The following is a 24,312-nucleotide window of genomic DNA, read 5'->3' on the forward strand; positions in this document are numbered from 1 at the left end:
TGCGACGAGGAACGATGTCGAGCATCAAAGAAGTCGCCCGGCTCGCCGGGGTCTCGGTCGGCACCGTGAGCAATGTGCTCAACCGGCCGGAGACGGTGGCCCCCGACACCCGGTTGCGGGTACGGGCGGCGATCGCCCGGCTCGGCTATGTCCGTAACGGCTCGGCGCGCCAGTTACGCGCCGGGCGCAGCCGTACGATCGGCGTGGTCGCGCTCGACCTGGCCAACCCGTTCTTCATCGACGTGCTGCGCGGCGTCGAGACGGCCGCGCAGCAGGCGGGGCTCACCGTGATGGTGTTCAACAGCAACAAGGACGCGGCCCGCGAGGCCGGGCTGCTGGACACGTTCGAGGAGCAGCGCCCGCTGGGCGTCCTGATCACCCCGGTCAACGACCTCGGCGAGGAGGAGCGGCTGAGCAAGCTCATCGCCCGGGGCATCCCGGTGGTGCGGTTCGACAGCTCGGCCCCGCACAGTCGCGGCTGCGCCGTCGCGGTCGACGACGTGCTCGGCGGGCGGCTGGCCGGGCGGCACCTGCTCGATCAGGGGCATCGCCACATCGCCTTCGCCGGCGGCCCGTTCACCGTCCGCCAGGTGCGGCAGCGCCACGACGGGCTGGCCGCCGCGCTCGGCACCGCCGGGCGGCTGACGGTCATCCCGCTGCCCGACCTCACCGTCGCCACCGGCCGCGCGGCCGGCGAGGAGATCGCGACCCTGCCGCCGGCCGACCGGCCCACTGCGGTCTTCTGCGCCAACGACCTGGTCGCGATCGGGGTGCTGCAGGAGATGACGCAGCGCGGCCTGCGGGTCCCGGACGACCTGGCCATCCTCGGCTACGACGACATCGACTTCGCGGCGGCGGCCGCGGTGCCGCTGTCGTCCATCAGGCAGCCGCGCGAGCAGCTCGGCCACACCGCCGCCCTGATGGTGCTGGAGGAGGCGAACAACCCGGTCGGCCACGAGCACCGCCAGGTGATCTTCCAGCCGGACCTGGTCGAACGCGCCTCTACCCGCCGCATCGACGCCTGACGGGTCCCACCCGGCCTCCGTGGGCCGGTGCGGGGAGGTCTAGCGGGCGGTGTCCCAGCCGTGGGCCGCCATGAGCCGGGCGGCCACCCTGGCGAACCGCTCGCCGTCGAGCACCGCGCCCTCGCGCCGGATGTCGTCCTCGTCCAGCACGAAGACGCGGTCCAGCCGCACGTACGACACCCGGTCGTCGCGGCCCCACGTGCCGAGCTCCAGCCAGTCGGGCCCGTCGTCGCCCTTGCTGGACAGCATCAGGCCCAGCAGCCGCCGCCCCGTCCGGCCCACCACCAGCAGCGGGCGGTCCTTGCCGCGGGAGGGGTCCTCCTCGTACGGGACCCACGCCCAGACGATCTCCCCGGGGTCGGCCAGGCCGTCGAGGTCGGGGGAGTAGGCCAGCGTGGCGGGGCCTCTGAGGGAGTGGATCTCGCGTACCGCGCCCCGTGCCGGCCGGGGGTCCTCACCTTGATCGCGCATTGGTCGAGCTTACGGTGACGGAGCGGTGGACAGTCATCCGGGTCAGGGCTCAGGGGGGACGGCGAGCAGGCGGCGCAGGGCGGTGGGCGTGTGGCCGACGTGGCGGCGGATCGTCCGGGTGAGGTGTGCCTGATCGGAGAATCCCAGGTCGGCGGCCAGCCCGGCCAGGCTGGTCGCGCCGTCCTCCAGCCGGTCGAGCGCCCGGCCCACCCGCACGCGGTTGCGGTAGTGGGTCAGGGAGACGCCCAGCTCCCGGGTGAACGCCCTGCTCAGCTGGTACGGCGAGACGGCCAGGAGCTCGGCCAGCGACATCAGGCCGCCGGCCGCCGGATCGTCGGTGGCGATGGCCTCACGAGCGGCGTCGGCGATCGCCGCGCTCGACCTCATGGTCGTGCCGGAGCTCACGCCGACGCCGGACTTCACGCCGGCGCCCGATGTCGCGGCCCGGTGCGGCGGGGCGCCCGGCCTCGGACGTCGCCGTGACGCGACGCTTGGCTCCGAGCCGTGATGGGGTGCGGCGCTCGGGCCTTTCCGGGGTGTGATGTCCGGGTTCTGTTGTGGCGCGGCGCTCGGGCCTTTCCGGGGCGTGATGTCCACGTTCTGTTGTGGTGCGGCGTTCGGGCTGCGCCAGGGTGGGGTGTCCGGGCTCTGCTCTGCTGTGGTGCTCGGGCTTCGCCGGAGTGCCGGGTGCTGCGGTGGTGCGATGGTCCGGCTTTTCCGGGGTGCGGTGTCCGGGCTCCGGAGTGTGGTGGAGCTCGGCTTCGGGAATGGGAGCGCGGGTGTTTCGGCGGCCCTGCCCGTGGAGTTGCCGGGCGCGGGGACGCGGGCCTGCGGGGCGGGTGTCCTGATGGTGCGCGCTGCCCCGTCGATCACGCGGGCATCGCGTGCGGTGGACGCGTCGGTGAGCTGGGGGAGCGCGGACCAGATCAGGGACAGCAAGGACTCGGCCAGCGCGAAGGCCGCGTCGCCGGTGCGGGCGGCCGCGAGGAAGCGCCGGTGGGCCAGGTCCAGGCGGGCGTCCACGTACAGGAAGGGCCGGGACGGGCGCGAGCCGTCGCCGGCGAGCGTGCGCCACAGCTCGGGGGACAGGGACACCGAGGTGCACACGTCGCCGCCCGCCGGGTGAGCGAAATGCTCCTCCTCGCCCGGCATCCCGAGGTAGGCCATCGTCGGGTCGATCAGGGCGGCCCGGCCGTCGGCCCTGCGCCGGAACAGGCCCCGGCGCACCAGCACCAGGTGGTGGCCGGACCCGACCTCGGCCGCCGACCACCCGCGGTGGTCGTCGACGCAGGTCACCGTGTCGAGGCGGAACCCCTCCCCGGAGGCGAGACACGAAGCTGAACGCACTCACCGGACGGTACGCCTCGGGTACGACAATCCCGCGCCGATGGCCGTACGCCCGCGCCTTGCCCGGCGCCGCGGCGGCGGGAGGGTGAGCGGTACGCAGGCGGCCGGGACGGCCGGGTCAGCCGCCGGCGAGGACCGGGTTGGCCACCGCCGTGACCACGCAGAACCCGATCGGCCCCGCGGCGTCGTGCATGGTGACCTGCCCGGTCGCCACCCCCTCCGCGCTGAGGTGCCCGGTCGTCTCGACGCCGATGAGCTCGGCCTGCGGGAGCCGGGCGAGCGTCAGCGTGTAGTCGGCGTTGATGAAGCGCAGCCCGTCGACCCCCGAGTTGCTCAGCGGGCTGGCGAAGTCGGCAGCCAGCGCCGCGCGTACGAACGGGGTCAGCGGCTCGCCCTCCACCAGCGGGTGCGCCTCTCGCAGCCACACCCGCCCGGCGCCGCGCTCGCCCCACCCCGTCACCTGCCACCAGTCGAACGGCGGGGTCCAGGACCCGTGCCCGGCGACGGGCGGGCCTTCGGGCGGCGGCGCGTCCCAGGCCGGCGTGACGAACGTCTGCTCCCCGCCGGGCTGCTCCCCCTGCCGCAGCAGCACGGCGCCGGCCCGCCCGATCACGCCCTGGTCGGTGGAGATGACGGCGTCGGCCACCAGGATGCGGCGCCCCGACCTGACGAGCGAGGTCTCCACCGTGACGGGCAGCAGCGGGCTGTTGCGGAACAGGTCCACGGTCAGCCGGGCGAAGTGCAGCCCCGGCTGGGCGTAGCGCCGCTCGATGGCGTGGGCGGCCAGCCCGCCGAGCAGGCGGCCGTGGAGCATGTCGGGGGACCAGGGGCCTCGGGCGTGCGGCGCGGGCACCAGCTCGCCCTGCTTCCGCGTGAAGAACGCTGTCACAGAATCAGATTCTAGAGGAGAGCAGCCGCTCGCCGAGGGCCCGAAGATGGTCTTTCAGCTCCGCCGGCTCCAGCACCTCGACGTCCACGTCCAGGAACGCCACCGCCAGCGCCATCAGCCGCAGGTCGTCGCCGCGCAGCGTGAGCAGGCAGGTGCGGTCGTCCACCGGCTCCACCACGCCCGCCGTCCGTCCCGCCAGCCGCTCGGCGGGGGCGTGCACGCGGAAGCGGGCCTCGTACGGCCACATCTCGTGGGCCAGGCGGTGCCGCACCCAGGCCGCCACGTCGGGCTCGGGCGGCTCGCGCGGCGTGAAGCGGGGCCCGTTCGGGGTCCTCAGCAGGATCCGGTCGGCGCGGTACGTGCGCCAGTCGCGCCGGTCGGCGTCCCAGCCGACGAGGTACCAGCGGTTGCCCATGGTGACCAGGCTGTGCGGCTCGGCCCTCCGGAGCGTGACCTCGCCCCCGTGGCCGGTGTAGTCGAAGCGGAGCTGCTCGTGGTCGCGGCAGGCGGCGGCGACGCGGGTGAGCACGCCGGCGTCCACGGTGGGCCCCTCGCGGCCGACCCGCACCGTGTGCCGCTGGAGCGTGTTGACGCGGTGGCGCAGCCGGTCGGGCAGGACCTGTTCGAGCTTGGCCAGCGCGCGCAGGGAGATCTCCTCGATGCCCGTCACGGTGCCGTTGGCGGCGGTGCGCAGACCGATCGCGACCGCCACCGCCTCCTCGTCGTCGAGCAGCAGCGGCGGCAGCTCCGCGCCCGCGCCCAGCCGGTAGCCGCCGGCGACGCCTGGCGTCGAGTGGACGGGATAGCCGAGCTCGCGCAGCCGCTCGACGTCGCGGCGCACGGTCCTGGGGGCGACGCCCAGCCGCTCCGCCAGGTCGGCGCCCGGCCAGTCGCGCCGGGCCTGAAGGAGCGACAGCAGGCGCAGCAGTCTCGCCGAGGTGTCCAGCATGCTCACATTGTGGCCCGATCCTGGCCGCAATGCCGCCTAGCGTCGCGTCCATGGACGAATTCGTCATCGACATATCCCAGGACCGGCTCGACGACCTGCGCGAACGGCTGGAGCGCACCCGCTGGCCCGACGCTCTCGACGGCGTCGGCTGGTCGTACGGCGTCCCGCCCGAGGCGGTGCGCGAGCTGGCCGGCCACTGGCTGGACGGCTACTCCTGGCGCGCGCACGAGGCGCGGCTCAACGCGCTCCCGCAGTACACGACCGTGATCGACGGGCAGCGGGTGCACTTCGCCCACGTGCGCTCGCCCCGGGAGGACGCGCTGCCGCTGCTGCTGACGCACGGGTGGCCCAGCACGTTCGCGGACTTCTCGCGGGTCGCCGGGCCGCTCAGCCGCGACTTCCACCTGGTCATCCCGTCCGTCCCGGGGTTCGCGTTCTCGGGCCCCGCCACGGAGCCGGGCTGGGGCGCGCGGCGGGTCGCCGCCGCCTGGGTGGAGCTGATGTCGCGGCTCGGCTACGCGCGCTACGGCACGCAGGGCGGCGACCTGGGGGCACTGGTGTCGCCCGCCGTCGCGCGGCTGGCTCCCGAGCGGGTGGTGGGCGTGCACCTGAACGCGCTCACCGCGTTCGTCACCGACGACATGTCAGGGCTGACGGACGCGGAGGTGGAACGGGCGCGCGGGGTGGAGCGGTGGCGGCGGGAGTTCTCCGGGTACGCGGCCGTCCAGGGAACCAGGCCGCAGACGCTCGCGTACGCGCTGGCCGACTCGCCGGCCGGGCTGCTGGCCTGGACGCTCGACGCGTTCGCCTCCTGGGGGCAGGACGTGGGCGGGGTGCCCGCCGACGACCTCCTCACCGACGTCACCATCCTCTGGCTCACCGGTACGGCCGGCTCGTCCACCCGGATCTACCGGGAGAGCGCCGGCGACTGGGAGCCGCCGGACGCGCCGGGGAAAACGCCGACGGGCGTGGCCGTCTTCCCCGGCGACAGCACGGTCAGGCGGTACGCCGAGCGCGTGCACAACGTGGTGCGCTGGTCGGAGTTCGCCTCCGGCGGCCACTACGCCGCCCTTCAGGCCCCCGACCTGCTGGTGTCCGACGTCCGGGAGTTCTTCGCTAGCTGCTCATGACGCAGAAGGGGTGGCCTTCCGGGTCGAGCAGCACCGTCCAGTCGCCGCCGCCCGGCTGGAACTCCGGCACGGTGGCGCCGAGCGCGGCCAGGTCCTTCGTGGCGGTCTCGACGTCGGCCACTTTGAGGTCGAGGTGCGCGTGCTTGGCGTCGTCCGGCCAGCCGGGGCCGCGGTAGCCCTCGACCCGCTGGAACGCGACCGAGACGGGGCCGCCTTCGAGCACGGCGAAGTCGGCGTCGCCCGAGCCGACCCGCCAGCCGGTCGCCTTCGCGTAGAAGGCGGCCAGCGCGGCCGGGTCGGCGCAGTCGAAGACGACGGAGGCAAGAGTTGTCGTTGTCATGCGCCCAGCCTGGCTGCGGCGGGGCCGCCCGGTCTTGAACATCCTTGCAGGGCGCCGCCCCGGTGACGGCAGGGTGACCGGCAGGGTGACCGGCAGGGTGACCGGCAGGGTGACCGGCAGGGTGACCGGCAGGGTGACCGGCACGGTGACGGCCCCGCGACGGCAGGGTGACGGCGCCCCGTCGTGGCGCGGGTTACGCGGGGCGTTCCGTGCGGTCGCCCGACCAGTCGGTGTGGAAGACGCCCTCCTTGTCGACCCGGTGGTAGGTATGCGCGCCGAAGAAGTCGCGCAGCCCCTGCACCAGCGCCGCGGGGAGCCGGTCGCGGCGCAGGCCGTCGTAGTAGGCCAGGGCCGAGGAGAAGCCGGGCGTGGGCACGCCGATCTCGACCGCGGTCGTCACCACCCGCCGCCACGCCTCCTGCGCCGCGTCGAGGGCGCCGGCGAAGGTCGGGTCGGCCAGCAGCGTCGGCAGCGCCGGGTTGGCGTCGTACGCGGCCCTGATGCGGTCGAGGAACTTGGCGCGGATGATGCACCCGCCGCGCCAGATCGTGGCCATCGCCCCCAGGTCCAGGTCCCAGCCGTACTCGCGGGAGGCGGCGGCCATCTGGTCGAAGCCCTGCGCGTACGCGACGATCTTGGAGGCGTAGAGGGCCTGGCGGACCTGCTCCACCAGCTCCCGGCCCCCGGTGCCGGACAGGGCGGGGCCGCGCAGGGGCGCGGCGGCGGCGCGCTGCTCGGGGTGGCCGGACAGGGCGCGGGCGAAGACCGCCTCGGCGATGCCCGTCACCGGCACGCCCAGGTCGAGCGCGCTCTGCACGGTCCACCGGCCGGTGCCCTTCTGCTCGGCCTGGTCGACCACGACGTCCACGAACGGCTTGCCCGTCTCGGCGTCCACCTGGTCGAGCACCTCGGCGGTGATCTCGATCAGGTACGAGTCCAGTTCGCCCTGGTTCCACTCCCGGAACACCGAGGCCAGCTCGGCCGGCGTCGCGCCCAGGGCCTGGCGCAGCAGGTCGTACGACTCGGCGATGAGCTGCATGTCCGAGTATTCGATGCCGTTGTGAACCATTTTTACGAAATGTCCGGCACCGTCAGGGCCGACGTGCACGCAGCACGGCACCCCGTCCACCGTGGCCGCGATGTCCTGCAGGATCGGCCCGAGCGCCTGCCACGACTCCTTGGACCCGCCGGGCATGATGCTGGGCCCGTTCAGCGCGCCCTCCTCGCCGCCCGAGATGCCGGTGCCGACGAAGTGCAGCCCCCGCTCGCGCAGCGCCGCCTCGCGCCTGCGGGTGTCCTCGAAGTGCGCGTTGCCGCCGTCGACGATCATGTCGCCCGGCTCCATCAGCTCGGCGAGCTGCTCGATCACCGCGTCGGTGCCCGCCCCGGCCTTCACCATGATGACGGCGCGCCGCGGCCGCTTGAGCGAGGCGACGAACGCGGCCAGGTCCTCCGACGGGACGAACGTGCCCTCGCCGCCGAACTCCTTGACCAGTTGCTGCGTGCGGACGTAGGTCCGGTTGTGCACGGCCACGGCGTAACCGTGCCTGGCCAGGTTGCGGGCCAGGTTGCGGCCCATGGTGGCCAGGCCGGTGACGCCGATGTCTGCCAAGTCCATCTCAAACTCCTTTGTGGAGGATACGCATGATCCAGTCCCGTGGTTCCGCGTGATGTCTCGCCGGAGCCGGGCCGGGACGGAACGCCCGGCGGGGCTCGCGGCAGTCGCCCACGGCTCCATGACACCATGGACGACTATGCGGATCATCATCGCGGGTGGCCACGGGAAGATCGGGCTCCGGCTGGCCGCACGCCTCAAGTCGGGCGCGGTCGGCATCGTGCGCAACCCCGCGCACGTGGCCGACGTCGAGGCCACCGGGGCCGAGGCCGTGGTGTGCGACCTGGAGCGGGCGGGCGCCGACGAGGTGACGGCGATCCTCCAGGGCGCCGACGCCGTGGTCTTCACGGCGGGCGCCGGGCCCGGCAGCGGCGCGGCCCGCAAGGACACCGTCGACCGGGCCGCCTCCGTGCTGCTCGCCGACGCGGCGGAACGAGCGGGCGTGCGCAGGTTCATCCAGATCTCGTCCATGGGCGTGGGCAAGCCGCCCGCTCCGGGCCGCGACGAGGTGTGGGCCGCGTACATCAGGGCCAAGACCGAGGCCGAGGAGGACCTGCGGGCCCGCGACCTCGACTGGACGATCCTGCGGCCGGGGCGGCTGACCGACGAGCCGGGCACGGGCCTGGTGCGGCTGGCCCCGGAGGTCCCGCCGGGGTCGGTGCCGCGCGACGACGTGGCCGCCGTCGTCATGGCCCTGCTCGAGGCCCCCGGCACGGCCCGCAGGACCCTCGAACTCGTCTCCGGCGACACGCCCGTGATCGACCTCGTTGCGACAGAGTGAGTGATGTGACGGAATATCGCGTACTTGGACGTACTGGACTGAAGGTCAGCCCGCTCTGCCTAGGGGCGATGATGTTCGGCGGCTGGGGCGAGTCCGACCCCGGCGAGTCGGCCCGGATCATCGGCCGCGCGCTCGACGCGGGCATCAACTTCATCGACACCGCCGACGTCTACTCCCAGGGCCAGTCCGAGGAGTTCGTCGGCCAGGCGCTGGCCAAGTCGGGCAGGCGCGACGACGTGGTGCTGGCCACCAAGGTCCACGGCGTCATGGGAGAGGGCCCCAACCAGCGGGGCAACTCCCGCCGCTGGATCATCCAGGAGGTCGAGAACAGCCTGCGCCGCCTCGGCACCGACTGGATCGACCTCTACCAGATCCACCGCCCCGACCCCGGCACCGACATCGAGGAGACCCTCGGCGCGCTCACCGACCTCGTACGCCAGGGCAAGGTCCGCTACATCGGCAGCTCCACCTTCCCCGCGCACCAGATCGTCGAGGCGCAGTGGGCGTCGGAGCGGCGCTCGCTGGAGCGGTTCGTGTGCGAGCAGCCCCCCTACTCCCTGCTCGTGCGCGGCATCGAGGCCGACGTGCTGCCCGTCATCGAGAAGTACGGGATGGGCGCCATCGTGTGGAGCCCGCTGGCCGGCGGCTGGCTGAGCGGCCGCTACCGCAAGGGCCGCGACCTGCCGCGGACGCCCCGGGCCCAGCGCCTGCCCGAGCGCTACGACCTGACGCGCGAGGTCAACCAGCGCAAGCTGGACGCCGTCGAGCAGCTCGCCGTGCTGGCCGAGCAGGCGGGGCTCACGCTGGTCGAGCTGGCGCTGGCGTTCACGATCAGGCACCGGGCGGTCACCTCCGCCATCATCGGGCCGCGCACCATGGAGCACCTGGAGGGCCAGCTGACAGCGGCCGACGTGCGCCTGAGCGACGACGTGCTGGAGCGGATCGACGAGATCGTCCCGCCCGGCGTCACGCTCAACCCCGCCGACCGGGGCTGGCAGCCGCCGGAGCTGGCCGACGCGAGCCTGCGCAGGCGTCCGTGACGGGAGGCTTTGCCCATCCCTTGCCATGAGCCCTGCTATGAGCACGGCATATCCGGCTAGGGGTCCCCTGAGGGTGAGGGGGGACATGCGATGTCGTTCTTCGGCGGGGACCCGTTCAGGGGGTTCGAGGAGCTCACGGGCCGGGTGTTCGGCGGCATGGAGTCGTGGCCGCCCGCCCGGCCCAGCGTGCAGCGCGTGGACGTGGGCCGGCTCCTGTCGGCCTCCGCGCGGGAGGTCCTGCGCCGGGCGCTGGACCTGGCGGGCGAACGCGGCGCGCCCGACCTGGACGTCCTGGACATCCTGGACGCGCTGATCGACGACGACGCGATCTCCACGACGCTGCGCACCGCCGGCGTCGACCCGGGGAGGCTGCGCGACCGCATCGACGAGGTGGCCGGTCCCGGCGAGGCCGGGGAGCCGCCCACGACGCTCTCGCCCGCCGCCAAGCGGGCCATCCTGGACGCCCAGCGGGTCTCGCGCGCGCTGGGCTCGTCGTACATCGGGCCCGAGCACCTGCTGCTCGCGATCGCCGCGAACCCCGACACCGCCGCCGCCCGCCTCCTGATCGAGCAGGGCGTCTCCGCGAACGAGCTGCAGGAGGCCGCGATGGCCGGCCCCCGGCGGCAGGACGGCCGCCGGCCCTCGGCCGGCGCGAGCGGCACGCCCACGCTCGACGAGTACGGCCGCGACATCACCGAACAGGCGAGGAAGGGCGAGATCGACCCGGTCGTCGGCCGTGAGGACGAGATCGAGCAGGCCATCGAGGTGCTCTCCCGCCGTACCAAGAACAACCCCTGCCTGATCGGCGAGCCGGGCGTCGGCAAGACCGCGATCGTCGAGGGCATCGCCCAGCGCATCGTGAACGACAGCGTCCCCGACACGCTGAAGGACCGGCGCGTCGTCGGGCTCGACCTGACCGGGATGGTGGCGGGCACGAAGTACCGCGGCGAGTTCGAGGAGCGCGTCAAGAAGGTCATCGACGAGGTACGCGAGCACTCCGACGAGATCATCGTGTTCATCGACGAGGTGCACAACCTGGTCGGCGCGGGCGCCGCCGAGGGCAGCATGGACGCCGCCAACATCCTCAAGCCCGCGCTCGCCCGCGGCGAGCTGCACGTCGTCGCGGCCACCACGATCGACGAGTACCGCAAGAACATCGAGAAGGACGCGGCGCTCGAACGGCGCTTCCAGCCCATCCTGGTCGCCGAGCCGACCGTGGCGGAGACCGTCGAGATCCTCGCCGGGCTGCGGGACGCGTACGAGGCGCACCACCAGGTGCGCATGACCGACGAGGCGCTCGACGCGGCCGCCACCCTGTCCGACCGCTACATCTCCGACCGGTTCCTGCCCGACAAGGCCATCGACCTCATGGACCAGGCCGGCGCGCGGGTGCGGCTGCGTTCGCGCACGCCCGGCGCCGACGTGCGGGAGCTGGAGGAACGGCTGAACGCGCTGCGCCGGGACAAGGACCAGGCCGTCGCGGCCGACGACTTCGACCGCGCCAAGGACCTCACGACCCAGATCGACAAGATCAGGCCGGAGATCCAGCGCGCCAGGCAGGGCACGGACACGGTGCCGCTCGTCACCGTGGAGGACATCGCCGAGGTCGTCTCCCGCCGCACCGGCATCCCCGTCACCCAGCTCACCCAGCAGGAACGCGAGCGCCTGATGCGCCTGGAGGAGCACCTGCACGAGCGCGTGATCGGCCAGGACGAGGCCGTCACCGCCATCGCCGAGGCCGTGCGCCGGGCCAGGGCCGGGCTGAAGGACCCGAACCGCCCGATCGGCAGCTTCCTGTTCCTCGGCCCGACGGGCGTCGGCAAGACGGAGCTGGCCAGGGCGCTGGCCGCGGCGCTGTTCGGCGGCGAGGACCACATGGTGCGCATCGACATGAGCGAGTTCCAGGAGCGGCACACGGTCTCGCGCCTCATCGGCGCGCCGCCCGGATATGTCGGCTACGAGGAGGCGGGCCAGCTCACCGAGGCCGTCCGCCGCCGCCCGCACGGCGTGATCCTCATGGACGAGATCGAGAAGGCCCACCCCGACGTCATGAACATCCTGCTGCAGCTGCTCGACGACGGCCGCCTCACCGACGGCCAGGGCCGCACCGTCGACTTCAGCAACACCATCGTCATCATGACCAGCAACATCGGCGCCCAGCTCATCCTGGAGGGCCCGCAGGACGTCGGGCAGCTGGAGGGGCGGCTGCTGGACCTGCTGCGCCACTCGCTCCGGCCCGAGCTGCTCAACCGCATCGACGAGACGATCATCTTCAAGCGGCTGGAACGCGAGCAGCTGCGCCAGATCGTCGACCTCATGCTGGAGCGCACCCGCCAGCGGCTGCGCGGCCAGGCCGTCACGCTGGAGGTCGCCGACGCGGCCAAGGACTGGCTCGCGGAGCGCGGCTACCAGCCCGAGTTCGGCGCCCGGCCGCTGCGCCGCACGGTGCAGCGGGAGGTGGACAACCGGCTGTCGACCATGCTGCTGACCGGCGAGGTCGCGGAGGGCGGCCGGGTCACGGTGGACGTCGAGGGCGACGGGCTGGCCTTCCGCGCCCACAGCCCGGAGCCCGTCACCTGACACCGGCGGCTCGCGGGGGGCAGGCTTCGGCGGCCCCAGTCCCGCGTCGGTCCCGGCGTCAGGCGAGGGCTTGGGCGGCCCGCTCCTGGCACTGCGCCAGGGTGAGGTCCGCCAGCGCCTCCCGTACGGCCGGCACGCACACGGCGGCCATCGACAGGCTCGTCACGCCCAGCCCCACCAGCAGCGGCGCGAGCAGCGGATCGCCCGCCGCCTCCCCGCACACCCCGACCGGCTTGCCCGCCTCCCGCCCGGCCGCCGCGCACATCGCCACCAGCTCCAGCAGCGCGGGCTGGCGCGGGTCGAGCAGGTCGGCCAGGGCCGAGTGCTGGCGGTCGGCGGCGAAGGTGTACTGGGCCAGGTCGTTCGTGCCGATGCTGAGGAAGTCCACCTCCCGCAGCAGCCGCCCGGCCCGCAGCGCAGCCGCCGGGACCTCGACCATCGCGCCCACCCTCGTGACGCCGCGCGCCCGCGCCCGCCGCGCGAACGCCGCCGCCTCCGCCTCGGTGGTCACCATGGGCGCCATCACCCACGCCTCGGCGCCCGTCTTGCGGGCCGCCTCCGCGATCGCGTCGAGCTGGGTGTCGAGGACGTCCGGCAGCAGGCGGTCCACGCGCAGGCCGCGCACGCCGAGCGCCGGGTTCGGCTCGGCGGGCAGGCCGAGGAAGGGCAGCGGCTTGTCGGTGCCCGCGTCGAGCGTGCGCACGATCACCGTCTCCGCCCGGGAGAACACCTCGGCGTACGCGTCCACCTGCTCGCCGTACGACGGCGCCGTCGTGCGGTCGAGGAACAGGAACTCCGTCCTGAACAGCCCCACGCCCTCCGCGCCCGGCCGCAGGTCATCGGCGGAGCCGATGTTCAGCAGCAGCTTGACCGGATGGCCGTCCTTCGTCCTGCCGGGGCCGCTGCTCGCCGCCAGCCGCGCCCGCTCGGCCCGCTCGCCCGCCCTGACCTCGTGCGCCTGCTCCTCGGTGAGGCCGATGGCCACCTCGCCCGTGCCGCCGTCCACGCGGACGACCGTGCCGTCGGGCACGTCCAGGATCCCGGGGCACGCCACCACGGCGGGCAGGCCCCTGCCGCGGGCCAGGATCGCGGTGTGGCTCGTCGGGCCGCCCCGCTCGGTCACCAGCGCCAGCACGTCGGGGCCCAGCCCTGCCGTGTCGGCGGGGGACAAGTCGGCGGCGACCAGGATGTACGGGTGGCCGGGGGCGGGCAGGCCGGGCATGGGCAGGCCCAGCGCGAACGCCACCGCCCGGTGCTTGAGGTCGTCGAGGTCGGCCGCCCGCTCGGCCAGGTAACCGCCGAGCGCCGCCAGCGCCTCGCGGTGCTGGGTGAAGGCGGCGTCCAGGGCGTGGGGGGCGCCCATGCCCTCGCGCGCCCGGCTCTGGGCGTCCTCCAGGAGCATGGGGTCGTCGGCGATCATGGCCAGCGCCTCCAGGATCTCCGCGGCCTCGCTCCCCGCCGCCTCACGTCTCGCTGCCGTGGCGTCTCCTGCTGTGTCGCCTCCCGCCATGTCGCCCGCTGCCGTGGTGGGCCCTGCTGTATCGCCTTCTGCTGTGACGCTCCCTGCCGTGTCGCTCGCTTCTCCGGCACGCGGCGCCGGGCCGGGCGTGTCCGCGGCGTGCGCGGCGGCGGGCTCGGAGGTGGGGGAGCCGGTGGCGTGCGCGGCGGGCTCGGAAGTGAGCGGGGCCGGGCGCCTGGCGGCGGTGGCGCGGCGGGTGAGGTCGGCGGCGACGGCCGCCAGGGCCGCGGCGACCGTGGCCGCCTCCGCCTCGGGGTCGAAGGCGGGGCCGGTGGCCGGGCGTGGCGGGGGCAGCGTCGGAGGCGCGGCCATGCGGATCACCGGCCCCGCCGAACGCCCGTGGCTCACCCCGAGCCCGGCGAGCCGCCCCTGGCCGGCCTCCGGTCCCCGGCCGATCCCGGAGCCTTGGCCGATGTGGGGTCCTTCGCCGGCATCGGGTCCGGTGGGCCGGTCGTCAGAGGGCGGGGGCTGGTCAGGCATCGAGGGCCTCGTCCGCGTCCAGGTCGCGCGAGAGCAGCGCCACCAGCGAGTCCAGCGCCTCCTCGGCCCCCGGCCCGTCGGCCTCCAGCGTCACCTCCGTGCCGTGGACGGCGCCCAGCGACAGCACTCCCAGCATGCTCTTGGCCGGCACCGCCTTCTCCCCGAGCCGCACCGTCACCGGCACCCCCAGCCGCGCGGCCGCCTGCACGAACACCTTGGCCGGTCGCGCGTGCAGGCCGCTGGCAGAGGCCACGACCACCGTTCGATGTGCCATGAACGAACCTCCTCAGGGCTCGATTGTCACCTTGATGGCCTCGCCCCTGCTGACGAGGTCCAGCCCGTCGAGCACCCGGGGCAGCGGCAGCCGGTGGGTGATGAGGTCGGAGACGACCACGTCGCCGGAGGCCACCAGCCGCAGGGCGGCGGCGTTGTCGGCGGGGCTGGAGCCGTTCGCGCCGACGATGGTCAGCTCGCGGTAGTGCACGAGGTTGGCGTCCAGCGTGACGTGCGGGTCGTCCTTGGGCAGCCCGCCGAAGAAGCTGATCCGCCCCTGCCGGGCCGCCATCCGCACGGCCTGCTCCTGCGCCGCGCCCGAGGCCGCCGCCGTGATCACCACGTCGGCGCCCCGCCCGCCGGTCAGCTTGAGCACCTGCTCGACCGGGTCCGCGTCGATCGCGGCGTCGGGGCGTACGAGCTCGGCGGCCATCGCCAGGCGCGCCGGGTTGACGTCCACCAGGAACACCCGGGCGGCGCCGCGTGCCCGCGCCAGCCGTACGTGCAGGCAGCCGATCGGCCCGGCGCCCATCACGACCACGTCGTCGCCCGCGCCGACGCGCGCCAGCGACTGGCCGTTCAGCACGCAGGCCAGGGGCTCGGCGACCGACGCCTCCGCGAAGCCGACGCCGGCCGGGATGGCGTTGACACCGTTGACGGCGAGCACCTTGGCCGGGACGATCATGTACTCGGCGAAGCCGCCGTCGTAGTGGTAGCCCATCGACTCCTGGTTCGGGCAGACCGTCTGCCGGCCGCGCGCGCACTCGGCGCACGTGCCGCACGGGATCGCGGCGATCACCTGGACCCGCGCGCCGGTGTCCACGACCTGGCCGGCGATCTCGTGGCCCATCACCCGGGGCGGCCTGATGTGGTGGTGCCCGAAAGCGCGGATCTTCGCGTCCGTGCCGCACGTCGAGCAGTTGCGTACGCGGATCTTCAGCTCGCCCGGCCCGGCCACGGGCTCGGGCGCGTCCTCGATCCTGATGTCGCCCGGTGCGTGGAATCTGGCGACCTTCATGTCAGCTCCTTCAGTACCTGCGAGACCTCCGTGGCCTCGCGCAGCGCCCTCGCGCGGTCGGGGTCGAGCAGGATCTCGGCCAGCGCCGCCAGCAGCGGCACGTGCCCGTCGTCCTTGGCGGCGATGCCGACGCAGAGCGTGACCCGCTCGCCGTCCCAGTCGATGCCGCCGGGGAAGCGCACCACGCAGATGGCGTCCCGCTTGACGTCCCCTTTGGAGGCGTTCGTCCCGTGCGGGATGGCGACGCCCTCGCCGACGTACGTGGAGATCGTCCGCTCCCGTTCGAGCATCGCCTCCACGTACGGCTCCGCGACCGCGCCCACCTCGACGAGCGCCCGCCCGCACCGGCGGATGGCCGCGGTGCGGTCGGGGGCGCTCTCGTGCAGCAGGACGGCCCGCGGGTCGAGCAGGCCGTCACGCATCGACCGTGCCGCCGTTCTTGATCGTGTTGACCAGCCGGGTCACGGCCGGGTCGCCGAGGAAGATCTGGAACGGCACCAGCACCTTCCCGGGGGCGGCGGCCCTGGCGCGGTCGGCCAGCCCGGCGTGGCACAGGACCACGTCGGCGTCGTCGGGGATGGAGTTCACCGGGGTGTGCTCCACGGTGACGCCGCTCTGCTTGAGCTGCTTGCGCAGCTGGGAGGCGAGCATCACGCTGCTGCCCATGCCCGCGTCGCAGGCCACGATGATCTTGTGAATGTCCTTGGCGTCGATGCCGGCCATGGCTCAGGCCTCCTTGGTCGCGGGTTGGGTGGCGGGTTCTGTGACGGTGTCCTGCGGGCCCTCCGGCTCGCTCTTCTTCTCGCCCCGGCCGAAGCCGAGCAGGATCGCGGCGACGGCGAACGAGACGCCCGTGGCCACGAGGATGCCGAGGCTGGAGCCGAGCCAGCCACCCTTCGGGGTGACCGCGATGTAGGCGAAGATGCTGCCGGGCGACGGCGTGGCGACCAGGCCGGCGCCGGTGACCATGAACGTGAACACCCCGGCCGCGCCGCCCGCGATGACGGCCAGGATGAGGCGGGGCTTCATGAGCACGTACGGGAAGTAGATCTCGTGGATGCCGCCGAAGAAGTGGATGATCGCCGCGGCCGGCACGCTCGGGCGCAGGTCGCGCGGGCCGAACAGCAGGTAGGCCAGCAGCAGGCCGAGGCCGGGCCCCGGGTTCGACTCCAGCATGAACAGGATCGACTTGCCGGTCTCGGCGGCCTCGGCGACGCCGAGCGGGCTGAGCACGCCGTGGTTGATGGCGTTGTTCAGGAACAGCACCTTGGCGGGCTCGATCAGCACGGAGGCGATCGGCAGCAGGTTGTGGCCGATCAGCCAGCTGACCGCGTCACCGGCCACCTTGGTGACCGCCTCGACGACCGGGCCGATGCCCAGCATCCCGACCACGGCCATCGCGCCGCCCACGATGCCGGCGGAGAAGTTGTCGACCAGCATCTCGAAGCCGGCCTTGGTCCGCTGCTCCGTGAACTTGTCCACATATTTCAGGATCAAGGCGGTGAGCGGGCCGATGATCATGGCGCCGAGGAACATCGGGGCGTCCGTGCCCACGACGACGCCCATCACCGCCACCGCGCCCACGACCGCGCCGCGCTGCCCGTGCACCATCCGGCCGCCGGTGTAGGCGATGAGCACCGGCAGCAGGATCTTGATGATCGGGTCGACCATCTTGGCCAGCGTCTCGTTGGGCAGCCAGCCGGTCGGGATGAACAGCGCGGTGATCAGGCCCCAGGCGATGAACGCGCCGATGTTCGGCATGATCATGCCGGCCAGGTGGCCGCCGATGCGCTGGATGGTGGCCTTGACTCCGGTTCCGGTGACCGGGGGTGTGTAACTGTCGGCCATGGGACGTGCTCCTTTGGGGGATGAGCAGTGATCAGCCGCTGTGCTGGACCAGGGGGAGGCTAGGGGAGGTGAGGGGTCGGGACGGGTCAGGGGGGCCCACGCTGACGGCGGCCCCGTCGATGGTCTGGTCGATGTCGGCCGGGCCCGGCATGCGGCTGCCGGGCAGGCCGACCGCGGCGGCGCCCCAGGCCAGCGCCTGGGCCAGCGCGGCGGGGCCGTGCCCGCCGCCGGCCAGGAACCCGGCCAGCATGGCGTCGCCCGCGCCGACCGGGCTGCGCGGCACCGCGACGGCGGCCTCGCCGTACCAGACGCCCCGCTCCTCGACGAGGACGGCGCCGTCGGCGCCGAGGCTCGCCAGCACGGCGCGCGCGCCCGCGGCCCGCAGCCGGCCCGCGGCCTCGACCACGTCGCCGAGGCGGCGGATCGGCAGGCCGGTGGCGTCGGACAGCTCCTCGAGGTTCGGCTTGACCAGCGCGGGGGCGGCACCGAGCGCGTGGGACAGGGCCGGGCCGCTGGTGTCGACGGCCACGTGGATGCCGGCCCCGGCGAACCTGCGGCACAGCGTGGCGTAGACGTCGGCCGGGACCTCGGGCGGCAGGCTGCCGGAGGCGACCACCCAGTCGGCCTCGTGGGCGGCGGCCAGCACGGCGTCGGCGATCGTGTCCAGCTCGCCGGCCGACAGGGCGGTGCCCGGCTCGTTGATCTTGGTGATGGTGCCGTCCGGCTCGGCCAGGGTGACGTTCGACCGGGTCGGGCCGGCCACGGGGACGGTGACCATGTCGAGGCCCTCGGCCGCGAGGAGCCGTACGAGCTGCCTGCCCTCGTCGCCGCCGAACGGCACCACGGCACGGCTCGCCACGGCGTTGGCCAGCAGCGCGCGCGAGACGTTCACGCCCTTGCCGCCGGGGTCGAGTCGGGCGGCGGCGGCGCGGATGACCGCGCCCCGGTCGAGCGAGGCCACCTCGATGGTCCGGTCGAGGCTCGGGTTGAGCGTCAGGGTGAGGATCACGCCCTGATCACCTCCGGGCCGGCCGCGGCCACGTCGGCGGCCAGGGCCGGGTCGAGCCCGGTGTCGGAGATCACCACGTCGATCTCGCCCAGGCCGGCGAACCTGGCCAGGTACGTGTTGGTGAACTTGGTGTGGTCGGCCAGCAGCACGCTGCGCTGCGCGGCCTCCACCATGGCGCGTTTGATCGCGGCCTCCGCGGGGTCGGGCGTGGTCAGGCCCCGGGTGAGCGAGCAGCCGTTGGCCGCCATGAACGCCACGTCGACGTTGAGGCCGGCCAGCGGGCGCAGCGCCCAGTCGTCGACCGTGGCCAGCGTCTTACCGCGCACCCGGCCGCCCAGCATGATCACGTGCAGGTTGGCGCGGGCGGCCAGCGCGGTGGCCAGCGGCGGCGAGTTGACCACGACGGTGAGCTCCCGGTCGGCCGGCAGCACCTTGACCAGCCGGCCCGTGGTCGTGCCCGCGTCGATGATCACCGAGCCGTCCTCGGGCAGCTCGGCCAGCGCCGCCTTGGCGATGCGCTCCTTCTCGGCGGTCATCACCTCGTCGCGGGCGGCCAGCGCGGGCTCGAACCCGAGCCGCTCCACCGGGATCGCGCCCCCGTGCACCCGGCGCAGCACCCCCGCCCGCTCCAGCGAGGTCAGGTCGCGGCGGATCGTCTCGGTGGTCACGTCGAGCTCGGCGGCCAGCGTCACCACGTCGACGCGGCCCGCGGCCCGCGCCCTCCGCAGGATCTCCTGCTGCCGCTCCTCGGCGTACATGATGTTGGTTCACCGCCGTTTCAGGTTGGATTCCTATTGGTTTATACCCGTTTCCGTTGGCGGGTCAAGGGCTGATAGGTATAGGCGGGTGTTGACCAAGCCTCTGGCCGCCGCCGCGGCCGCCGTCCCCCTCGTCGCCGGGCTCGCCGTGCCCGCCCAGGCAGGGCCCGCCCAGGCCGCGCCGAAGGTGCCCGCGGGCACGACGGCGGCGTGGGTGGTGTTCGACCGGCACGCCGGCAGGTTCGTCGCCACGCGCAACGCCCACCGGAAGTTCCGCTCGGCCTCGGTCGTCAAGATCCTCATCGCGATCGACTACCTGGAGCGGCGCAAGAGCGTGCCCGCCGCCGACGCCCGGCTGCTGAAGATCATGCTGCGCTCCAGCGACGACGACGCGGCCTCGGCGTTCTGGGACCGCGACGGTAAGGGGCGGATCATCACGCGCATGGCGCGCAAGCTCGGCCTGGCCGACACCGCGCCGCCGCCCGCCTCGAAGCCCGGGTTCTGGGGTTACACCTCGCTGAGCGCGTACGACATCGTCCGGACCTACCGCTACCTGCTCGACAGGGCCGACGCCCGGGTGCGCGACACCATCCTCGGCCACCTGCGCCGCTCCACGCCGTGCGGGACCGACGGCTTCGACCAGACGTTCGGCATCCCCGACGCGGTGCCGCGGCCGTGGGCGGTCAAGCAGGGCTGGTCCGGGTTCGGCACGACGCCGCCCACGCGCTGCTCCGACGCCAGGGCCGTCGGGGCGCCCGTCTCGTGGATCGCCCAGCGCGCCACCGGCTCGGGCGTGCCCGACTACGGCCGGCCGGTGCTCTACACGACGGGGCTGGTGGGCAAGGGCGAGCGGTACGTCATGGCGGTGCTGACGGCGCACCCGTCGGGCAGCACGTGGGGCTCCTCCGTCAAGCGCGTCACCACGCTGACCCGGCAGCTCTACAAGGGCGTCGTCAGCGGATCGTGAAGCCGCGCCCCGGGCGCGGCCGGCGTGCGGTGACGGCGTGAGGGAGCGCGGTCAGCGGGCGGCGTGCGGTGACGGCGTGAGGCAGCGTGGTCAGCGGGCGGCGTGCGGTGACGTGCTGAGGGAGCGCGGTCAGCGGAACGTGAACATGCGCTCGCCCGGTTCGAGCGCCGCCGGTGGGCCCGCGTAGCGGTGCACGCCGACGCCGAAGCCGTCGCCCTCCACCGTCACCCGCTCGAACCCGCCGCCCTCGAACCAGCCGCAGATCCGCGGCACCAGGTCGGGCTCGCGCCGGTGCCTGGTCCAGATGACGGTGGCCTCCGGGGCGCACAGCTGCGGCAGCAGCCCCACCGTGCGCCGGATGTCGTCGTCGCTCACGTTGCCGAACACGCCGCACGCCAGCACCAGGTCCGCGGGCACGGCCCCGTCGTACGCGCCGAGCGACGCGGCGTCCCCGCACACCACCTCCACGCCCGGCGGGGCGGCGCGCCGGGCGGCGGCGACGTTGCGCTCGTCCAGCTCGACCAGCCTGGCCCGCACCTGCTCGCGCCTGGGGTGCGCGGCGAGCACCGGCAGCAGGTCGCGGCCCTGGCCCGCGCACAGGCTCACCACCCGGGCGGCCCCGGAGTCGAGCGTGGCGGCGACCCACTTCTGCACGACGCGCAGCCGCCGCTCCAGGTACGAGCCCGGCACGTCGTACGCGTCGTGCCAGGACTCCCAATCACGATCACCCATGGTGACGATAGTGACGGAAGGTGCACAAGAGGGGCAAGAGCGGCTACCGCATGCGAGCGGCGTGCTCCAGGCGCACCTTCTTCGGCACGCACATCCGCCACGCCTCCAGGACGAGCTCGCGCGTCTCCGCGACATCGAGCGCGGCCATGCGCGCCTCCACCCAGTTGAAGCGCAGGTCCGACTCCCTGGGCAGGAGGAACTTCTCGGGCTCGGCGGCCACAAGCGCCGCCCGCTCCTCCTTCGGGAACCCGAAGCCCATCAGCGTCTCGTCACGCGAGAACGCCACGTAGACGATCTGTCCGACGCGGAACTTGACCCGGTCGTGGATCAGGTGCTCCGACGAGCGGGGCAGCGTGCGCGCGAACCGGCGTACGTCATCGACGGTGACCACCCGGCCTACGTTACCCGCAACGCTACCGGTTGCCCTCCGCGGCGGAGATGTCGGCGAGCGCCGAGTGGGGGTCGCGCTCCAGCGCCAGGTCGCCGAGGCTGACGATGCCGACCGCGCGGCCGTCCTCCATGACCGGCAGGCGGCGTACGGCGTGCGAGCGCATCACCCGGACCGCCTGGTCGATGCCGGTGTCGGGGCAGACGGCCTCGACGTACGGGCTGCACGCCTCGCGCACCGGGGTGTCGGGGGACTTGCCCGCGGCCACCACCCGCACGGTGATGTCGCGGTCGGTGATGATGCCCTGCATGCGGCCGTTGTCGTTGACGATCACGGCGCCCGCGTCGTTGTCGCGCATCAGCGCCGCCGCCACGGACACCGGCTGGCCGGCCTCGACCGTCGCGGGGCGGGACGTCATCACATCAGCCACCGTCTTCGCCATGGGATCCTCCTGCTTGGTCGGTCCACGCGACCCTCTACCCGAGCGGATGGGCGATTCACGGCACTTTGTCGTGTCTCTGCGTTCGGGCTAGAGGGTCTTGGCCGCCAGGCGGATCTCGTCGAGCAGGATGGCCAGGTCGTTCTCGGTCGTGTCGGGGTGCAGGAAGCACGCCCGCAGCGCCGCGCGCCCCCCGAGCCGGGTGCCGGTGATGAACGCGTTCCCGCGCGCCTGCACCGCGCCGGGGATCGCCCGGTTGACGTCGTCCGAGCCCGGGGCGTACCGGAAGGCGGTGATCGAGGTGACCACCGGGGCCAGCAGCTCGAAGTCGCCGGAGTCCGCCACCATGGCGGCGAGCGTGCGGGCCAGCCCCGCCGTGTGGTTCACCAGCCGCTCGACCCCCGACCTGCCCAGATGTGACAGCGTCGCCCACGTCTTCAGCGCGCGGAACGGGCGGGTCTGCTCGGGCCCGTACTCCGCGAACCACCCCAGGTCATCGGCGTTGTCGTCGATCAGGTACGACGGCACCAGGCTGAACGCGGCCCGCGCCGCTCCCGGGTCGCGCAGCAGCGCGCAGCCGCAGCCCACCGGGACGCCGAGCCACTTGTGCGGGTCGAGGGCGAGCGAGTCGGCCCGTTCCAGGCCCGCGTAATGCGGCGCCGCGCCGTCGGCCAGCACCCCGAGCGCGCCGTACGCGCCGTCCACGTGGAACCAGAGCCCGTGCTCGGCCGCCACGTCGGCGATCGCGCCGAGCGGGTCGACCGCGCCGGAGTTGACCGTGCCCGCGCTGCCCGCCACGCAGAACGGCCGCAGCCCCCGCCGGAGATCCTCCTCGATCATGGTGCGCAGCGCCGCCACGTCCATCCGGTACGCGCCGTCCACCGGCACCACGCGGACCTGCCGCGCGCCCAGGCCGAGCAGCTGCGCCGCCTTGTGCAGGCAGCTGTGGCCCTCCTCGGTCACGTACATGACCATGGGCGGCCGCCCCCACAGCCCCTCCTCACGGGCGTCCCACCCGTCGGCCAGCGCCGCCCGCTGGCGCGCGCTCGCCAGGCAGATCACGGTCGCCATGGACGCGCCGCTGGTCAGCAGCCCGCCGCCGGGCGGGTGCGGGAACCCGACCAGCTCGGCCAGCCACCGCACGACGGCCCGCTCCAGGTGCGGGCCAGCGTGGTCGCCGCCCGCGCAGCTCGGGTCGAGCGCGGCGGCCAGCGGCTCGACCAGCACGCCCGCCGGGTTGGGCGGGGAGTTGACCCAGCCGAAGAACCGGGGGTGGCCGTTGCCCATCGGGTACGGCAGCACGTGCGCGCGGGTGTCGTCGAGCAGCTCGCCGAGGGGCCGGCCGTGTGCGGGCAGTTCCTGGCCGGCCAGCCAGGCCCGCTCGGCGTCGGGCACGGGCCGCCAGACGGGCCGGTCGCCGAGGCCCGCCAGGTGCTCGGCAACGATCGCCGCCGCCTCGGCCCCGGCCTCGCGCAGCTCGCCCCTCGCCACGTCGGCCACCCGGGTGTCGTGCGCGTGCGGGCGGTGGTCAGCCATCTGAGGATTCCTTCCAGTGCTCGTGCCGCCCGGCGGCGCCCAGCTCCATGGCCAGGTAGAAGACGCAGTCGGTGGCGCCGTCGTTGGCGAAGGCGTGGCGGCTGTCGCCCGGGTAGTAGGCCGAGTCGCCGGCCTCCAGCTCGTACGGCCTGCCGTTGATGGTCAGCCGCAGCCCGCCGCGCTCGACCGCGAGATACTCCCGCGACCCCGGCGCGTGCGGCGCGAACTCGCCCGCGTCCACGCCCGGCCCGATCGTCGTCCGCATGAACTCGAACTCCACGTCTGCCAGCACCGGCGAGAGCACCCGCCGCTCCCACCCCGACGGGTCGCGCAGCACGCGCTGCTCGCCGTGGCGCAGCACCCGCGTCGCCGCGTGCGCCGGCTCGTCGAGCAGCCGGCCGATCGACGTGCCGAGCGCCGTGGCCAGCCGGTCGAGCACCAGCACCGTCGGCGTCTTGGCGCCCCGCTCGACCTCCGAGATCATGCTGCGGCTGATGCCGCTCAGCGCGGCCAGCCGCTCGACGGTCAACCCGCGCGCCCGCCGCTCGGCGCGGATCCGCAGCCCCAGCTCGGCCATCGACAGGCCGCTCGACAGGACCCCTTCGCCATCCACATTTCCACTATAGCGGCGAATTTTCTGCCATAGCGGACTGGTAGGCGGCCAGCACCTGCTTGCGCCGCTTGGCGGGCAGCCGGTCGATGTACAGGTGACCGTCGAGGTGGTCGGTCTCGTGCTGGAGGCAGCGGGCCAGCAGCCCCGTGCCCTCGACCGTGACGGGCTCCCCGGCGGCGTCGAGCCCACGCACGGCGGCGTGGTCGGCCCGGGGGAGGGGCGCGTACTGGCCGGGTACCGACAGGCAGCCCTCGTCGCCCGGGTCGAGCCGGCGCTCGCCCACCTCCGGCAGCTCCAGCACCGGGTTGACGACGACGCCCTGGTGCTGCTGCCCGTCAGCGTCCGGGCAGTCGTAGACGAACACGCGCAGCGGCACGCCGATCTGGTTGGCGGCCAGGCCCACGCCCTCCGCCGCGTACATGCTCGCGAACATGTCGTCCACCAGCGCCCGCAGCTCCTCGTCGAACCGGGTGACCGGCTCGCACGGGTGGTGCAGCACCGGATCGCCCACGTGCACGATCGGCCGGACCTCTCCCACGACCAACGCCTCTCGTCGAATCCCGCC

26 protein-coding genes are annotated in these 24,312 nt (G+C 73.8%); 6 read left to right on the forward strand and 20 right to left on the reverse strand.

The window, feature by feature from the left end; translation table 11 throughout:
• Positions 1 to 14 precede the first annotated feature (14 nt).
• The gene (locus tag FH608_RS14685; protein ID WP_139631062.1) at positions 15 to 1,025 is read left to right on the forward strand and encodes a LacI family DNA-binding transcriptional regulator; all 1,011 of its coding nucleotides are present in this window, start codon (positions 15 to 17) and stop codon (positions 1,023 to 1,025) included.
• Positions 1,026 to 1,064: 39 nt separating this feature from the next.
• On the opposite strand, the gene FH608_RS14690 is transcribed toward FH608_RS14685, so the two are convergent.
• The 4 genes from FH608_RS14690 to FH608_RS14710 all read right to left on the reverse strand — a co-directional run bounded on the left by FH608_RS14690 (position 1,065) and on the right by FH608_RS14710 (position 4,681).
• Entirely contained in the window at positions 1,065 to 1,496 is a 432-nt protein-coding gene (locus tag FH608_RS14690; RefSeq protein WP_139631063.1) for a type II toxin-antitoxin system PemK/MazF family toxin, read from the reverse strand.
• Positions 1,497 to 1,538: 42 nt separating this feature from the next.
• A complete protein-coding gene (locus tag FH608_RS52675) occupies positions 1,539 to 2,843 on the reverse strand; it encodes a helix-turn-helix domain-containing protein (protein WP_226899535.1) in 1,305 nt (434 codons plus the stop codon).
• Positions 2,844 to 2,961: 118 nt separating this feature from the next.
• Entirely contained in the window at positions 2,962 to 3,732 is a 771-nt protein-coding gene (locus tag FH608_RS14705; RefSeq protein WP_226899536.1) for an acyl-CoA thioesterase domain-containing protein, read from the reverse strand.
• A gap of 4 nt (positions 3,733 to 3,736) precedes the next feature.
• Positions 3,737 to 4,681, reverse strand: coding sequence for a helix-turn-helix transcriptional regulator (locus tag FH608_RS14710; protein WP_139631064.1), 945 nt, complete (start codon positions 4,679 to 4,681; stop codon positions 3,737 to 3,739).
• A 50-nt stretch (positions 4,682 to 4,731) separates the two neighbouring features.
• Between FH608_RS14710 and FH608_RS14715 the strand changes: the two genes are divergently transcribed.
• Entirely contained in the window at positions 4,732 to 5,811 is a 1,080-nt protein-coding gene (locus tag FH608_RS14715; RefSeq protein ID WP_139631065.1) for an epoxide hydrolase family protein, read from the forward strand.
• Here the strand turns inward: FH608_RS14715 and FH608_RS14720 are convergent.
• The gene (locus FH608_RS14720) at positions 5,798 to 6,295 is read right to left on the reverse strand and encodes a VOC family protein (RefSeq protein ID WP_226899537.1); all 498 of its coding nucleotides are present in this window, start codon (positions 6,293 to 6,295) and stop codon (positions 5,798 to 5,800) included. The genes FH608_RS14715 and FH608_RS14720 overlap by 14 nt on opposite strands.
• A 49-nt stretch (positions 6,296 to 6,344) precedes the next feature.
• Positions 6,345 to 7,769 (reverse strand): NADP-dependent phosphogluconate dehydrogenase, encoded by a 1,425-nt coding sequence (gene gndA, locus FH608_RS14725; RefSeq protein ID WP_139631066.1) that lies wholly within the window; start codon positions 7,767 to 7,769, stop codon positions 6,345 to 6,347.
• A gap of 136 nt (positions 7,770 to 7,905) precedes the next feature.
• Here gndA and FH608_RS14730 point away from each other — a divergent pair, with 136 nt between their 5' ends.
• The 3 genes from FH608_RS14730 (at position 7,906) to FH608_RS14740 (ending at position 12,167) form a co-directional block, all read left to right on the forward strand.
• The gene (locus tag FH608_RS14730; RefSeq protein ID WP_139631067.1) at positions 7,906 to 8,547 is read left to right on the forward strand and encodes an SDR family oxidoreductase; all 642 of its coding nucleotides are present in this window, start codon (positions 7,906 to 7,908) and stop codon (positions 8,545 to 8,547) included.
• Positions 8,548 to 8,552: 5 nt separating this feature from the next.
• On the forward strand, positions 8,553 to 9,587 hold the full coding sequence (locus tag FH608_RS14735) for an aldo/keto reductase (RefSeq protein WP_226899538.1): 1,035 nt from the start codon (positions 8,553 to 8,555) through the stop codon (positions 9,585 to 9,587).
• Positions 9,588 to 9,677: 90 nt separating this feature from the next.
• Positions 9,678 to 12,167 carry an ATP-dependent Clp protease ATP-binding subunit gene (locus tag FH608_RS14740; protein WP_139631068.1) on the forward strand — a complete coding sequence of 830 codons (2,490 nt, stop codon included), beginning with the start codon at positions 9,678 to 9,680 and terminating at the stop codon, positions 12,165 to 12,167.
• A 58-nt stretch (positions 12,168 to 12,225) separates the two neighbouring features.
• Here the strand turns inward: FH608_RS14740 and ptsP are convergent, their stop codons facing one another.
• From ptsP to FH608_RS14775, 8 genes are read right to left on the reverse strand one after another with little or no spacing between them, the layout of a single operon-like run.
• Complete coding sequence (ptsP, locus tag FH608_RS14745; protein ID WP_226899539.1) at positions 12,226 to 14,166, reverse strand: phosphoenolpyruvate--protein phosphotransferase; 1,941 nt, start codon at positions 14,164 to 14,166, stop codon at positions 12,226 to 12,228.
• Positions 14,159 to 14,440 (reverse strand): HPr family phosphocarrier protein, encoded by a 282-nt coding sequence (locus tag FH608_RS14750; protein ID WP_139631069.1) that lies wholly within the window; start codon positions 14,438 to 14,440, stop codon positions 14,159 to 14,161. The genes ptsP and FH608_RS14750 overlap by 8 nt, the downstream gene beginning before the upstream one ends.
• Before the next feature lie 12 nt (positions 14,441 to 14,452).
• Positions 14,453 to 15,457, reverse strand: coding sequence for a zinc-dependent dehydrogenase (locus FH608_RS14755; protein ID WP_139631070.1), 1,005 nt, complete (start codon positions 15,455 to 15,457; stop codon positions 14,453 to 14,455).
• Complete coding sequence (locus FH608_RS14760; protein ID WP_139631071.1) at positions 15,454 to 15,879, reverse strand: PTS sugar transporter subunit IIA; 426 nt, start codon at positions 15,877 to 15,879, stop codon at positions 15,454 to 15,456. Before FH608_RS14760 ends, FH608_RS14755 begins: the two co-directional genes overlap by 4 nt.
• Complete coding sequence (locus FH608_RS52680) at positions 15,872 to 16,180, reverse strand: PTS lactose transporter subunit IIB (protein ID WP_226899540.1); 309 nt, start codon at positions 16,178 to 16,180, stop codon at positions 15,872 to 15,874. The genes FH608_RS14760 and FH608_RS52680 overlap by 8 nt, the downstream gene beginning before the upstream one ends.
• Positions 16,181 to 16,183: 3 nt before the next feature.
• Complete coding sequence (gene mtlA, locus FH608_RS14765; RefSeq protein WP_226899541.1) at positions 16,184 to 17,305, reverse strand: PTS mannitol transporter subunit IICB; 1,122 nt, start codon at positions 17,303 to 17,305, stop codon at positions 16,184 to 16,186.
• A 31-nt stretch (positions 17,306 to 17,336) separates the two neighbouring features.
• Positions 17,337 to 18,314 carry a 1-phosphofructokinase gene (gene pfkB, locus FH608_RS14770; protein WP_139631072.1) on the reverse strand — a complete coding sequence of 326 codons (978 nt, stop codon included), beginning with the start codon at positions 18,312 to 18,314 and terminating at the stop codon, positions 17,337 to 17,339.
• Positions 18,311 to 19,072, reverse strand: coding sequence for a DeoR/GlpR family DNA-binding transcription regulator (locus FH608_RS14775; protein ID WP_139631073.1), 762 nt, complete (start codon positions 19,070 to 19,072; stop codon positions 18,311 to 18,313). Before FH608_RS14775 ends, pfkB begins: the two co-directional genes overlap by 4 nt.
• An 88-nt stretch (positions 19,073 to 19,160) precedes the next feature.
• Here FH608_RS14775 and FH608_RS14780 point away from each other — a divergent pair, with 88 nt between their 5' ends.
• Complete coding sequence (locus tag FH608_RS14780; RefSeq protein WP_139631074.1) at positions 19,161 to 20,039, forward strand: D-alanyl-D-alanine carboxypeptidase family protein; 879 nt, start codon at positions 19,161 to 19,163, stop codon at positions 20,037 to 20,039.
• 129 nt (positions 20,040 to 20,168) lie between these two features.
• Here FH608_RS14780 and FH608_RS14785 read toward each other — a convergent pair whose 3' ends face one another.
• From FH608_RS14785 to def, 6 genes are all read right to left on the reverse strand, one after another.
• Positions 20,169 to 20,771, reverse strand: coding sequence for an SAM-dependent methyltransferase (locus FH608_RS14785; RefSeq protein WP_139631075.1), 603 nt, complete (start codon positions 20,769 to 20,771; stop codon positions 20,169 to 20,171).
• Between the two features lie 43 nt (positions 20,772 to 20,814).
• Positions 20,815 to 21,162 carry an MmcQ/YjbR family DNA-binding protein gene (locus tag FH608_RS14790; RefSeq protein WP_139631076.1) on the reverse strand — a complete coding sequence of 116 codons (348 nt, stop codon included), beginning with the start codon at positions 21,160 to 21,162 and terminating at the stop codon, positions 20,815 to 20,817.
• Positions 21,163 to 21,184: 22 nt separating this feature from the next.
• Positions 21,185 to 21,601 (reverse strand): CBS domain-containing protein, encoded by a 417-nt coding sequence (locus tag FH608_RS14795; RefSeq protein ID WP_139631077.1) that lies wholly within the window; start codon positions 21,599 to 21,601, stop codon positions 21,185 to 21,187.
• An 87-nt stretch (positions 21,602 to 21,688) separates the two neighbouring features.
• Positions 21,689 to 23,134 carry a pyridoxal phosphate-dependent decarboxylase family protein gene (locus tag FH608_RS14800; protein ID WP_139631078.1) on the reverse strand — a complete coding sequence of 482 codons (1,446 nt, stop codon included), beginning with the start codon at positions 23,132 to 23,134 and terminating at the stop codon, positions 21,689 to 21,691.
• Complete coding sequence (locus tag FH608_RS14805; protein ID WP_226899543.1) at positions 23,127 to 23,747, reverse strand: helix-turn-helix domain-containing protein; 621 nt, start codon at positions 23,745 to 23,747, stop codon at positions 23,127 to 23,129. Before FH608_RS14805 ends, FH608_RS14800 begins: the two co-directional genes overlap by 8 nt.
• 7 nt (positions 23,748 to 23,754) lie before the next feature.
• Positions 23,755 to 24,285, reverse strand: coding sequence for a peptide deformylase (gene def, locus FH608_RS14810; RefSeq protein WP_193318425.1), 531 nt, complete (start codon positions 24,283 to 24,285; stop codon positions 23,755 to 23,757).
• Positions 24,286 to 24,312: the final 27 nt, after the last annotated feature.

This window comes from Nonomuraea phyllanthi, assembly GCF_006334985.2.
GTDB lineage: Bacteria > Actinomycetota > Actinomycetes > Streptosporangiales > Streptosporangiaceae > Nonomuraea > Nonomuraea phyllanthi.

Bases quoted from the DNA above. Each gene is read 5' to 3' on its own strand.
- FH608_RS14685 (WP_139631062.1), top strand. From the start codon at position 15: ATGTCGAGCATCAAAGAAGTCGCCCGGCTCGCCGGGGTCTCGGTCGGC.
- FH608_RS14690 (WP_139631063.1), bottom strand. From the start codon at position 1,496: ATGCGCGATCAAGGTGAGGACCCCCGGCCGGCACGGGGCGCGGTACGC.
- FH608_RS14710 (WP_139631064.1), bottom strand. From the start codon at position 4,681: ATGCTGGACACCTCGGCGAGACTGCTGCGCCTGCTGTCGCTCCTTCAG.
- FH608_RS14715 (WP_139631065.1), top strand. From the start codon at position 4,732: ATGGACGAATTCGTCATCGACATATCCCAGGACCGGCTCGACGACCTG.
- gndA (WP_139631066.1), bottom strand. From the start codon at position 7,769: ATGGACTTGGCAGACATCGGCGTCACCGGCCTGGCCACCATGGGCCGC.
- FH608_RS14730 (WP_139631067.1), top strand. From the start codon at position 7,906: ATGCGGATCATCATCGCGGGTGGCCACGGGAAGATCGGGCTCCGGCTG.
- FH608_RS14740 (WP_139631068.1), top strand. From the start codon at position 9,678: ATGTCGTTCTTCGGCGGGGACCCGTTCAGGGGGTTCGAGGAGCTCACG.
- ptsP (WP_226899539.1), bottom strand. From the start codon at position 14,166: ATGCCTGACCAGCCCCCGCCCTCTGACGACCGGCCCACCGGACCCGAT.
- FH608_RS14750 (WP_139631069.1), bottom strand. From the start codon at position 14,440: ATGGCACATCGAACGGTGGTCGTGGCCTCTGCCAGCGGCCTGCACGCG.
- FH608_RS14755 (WP_139631070.1), bottom strand. From the start codon at position 15,457: ATGAAGGTCGCCAGATTCCACGCACCGGGCGACATCAGGATCGAGGAC.
- FH608_RS14760 (WP_139631071.1), bottom strand. From the start codon at position 15,879: ATGCGTGACGGCCTGCTCGACCCGCGGGCCGTCCTGCTGCACGAGAGC.
- FH608_RS52680 (WP_226899540.1), bottom strand. From the start codon at position 16,180: ATGGCCGGCATCGACGCCAAGGACATTCACAAGATCATCGTGGCCTGC.
- mtlA (WP_226899541.1), bottom strand. From the start codon at position 17,305: ATGGCCGACAGTTACACACCCCCGGTCACCGGAACCGGAGTCAAGGCC.
- FH608_RS14775 (WP_139631073.1), bottom strand. From the start codon at position 19,072: ATGTACGCCGAGGAGCGGCAGCAGGAGATCCTGCGGAGGGCGCGGGCC.
- FH608_RS14785 (WP_139631075.1), bottom strand. From the start codon at position 20,771: ATGGGTGATCGTGATTGGGAGTCCTGGCACGACGCGTACGACGTGCCG.
- FH608_RS14795 (WP_139631077.1), bottom strand. From the start codon at position 21,601: ATGGCGAAGACGGTGGCTGATGTGATGACGTCCCGCCCCGCGACGGTC.
- FH608_RS14800 (WP_139631078.1), bottom strand. From the start codon at position 23,134: ATGGCTGACCACCGCCCGCACGCGCACGACACCCGGGTGGCCGACGTG.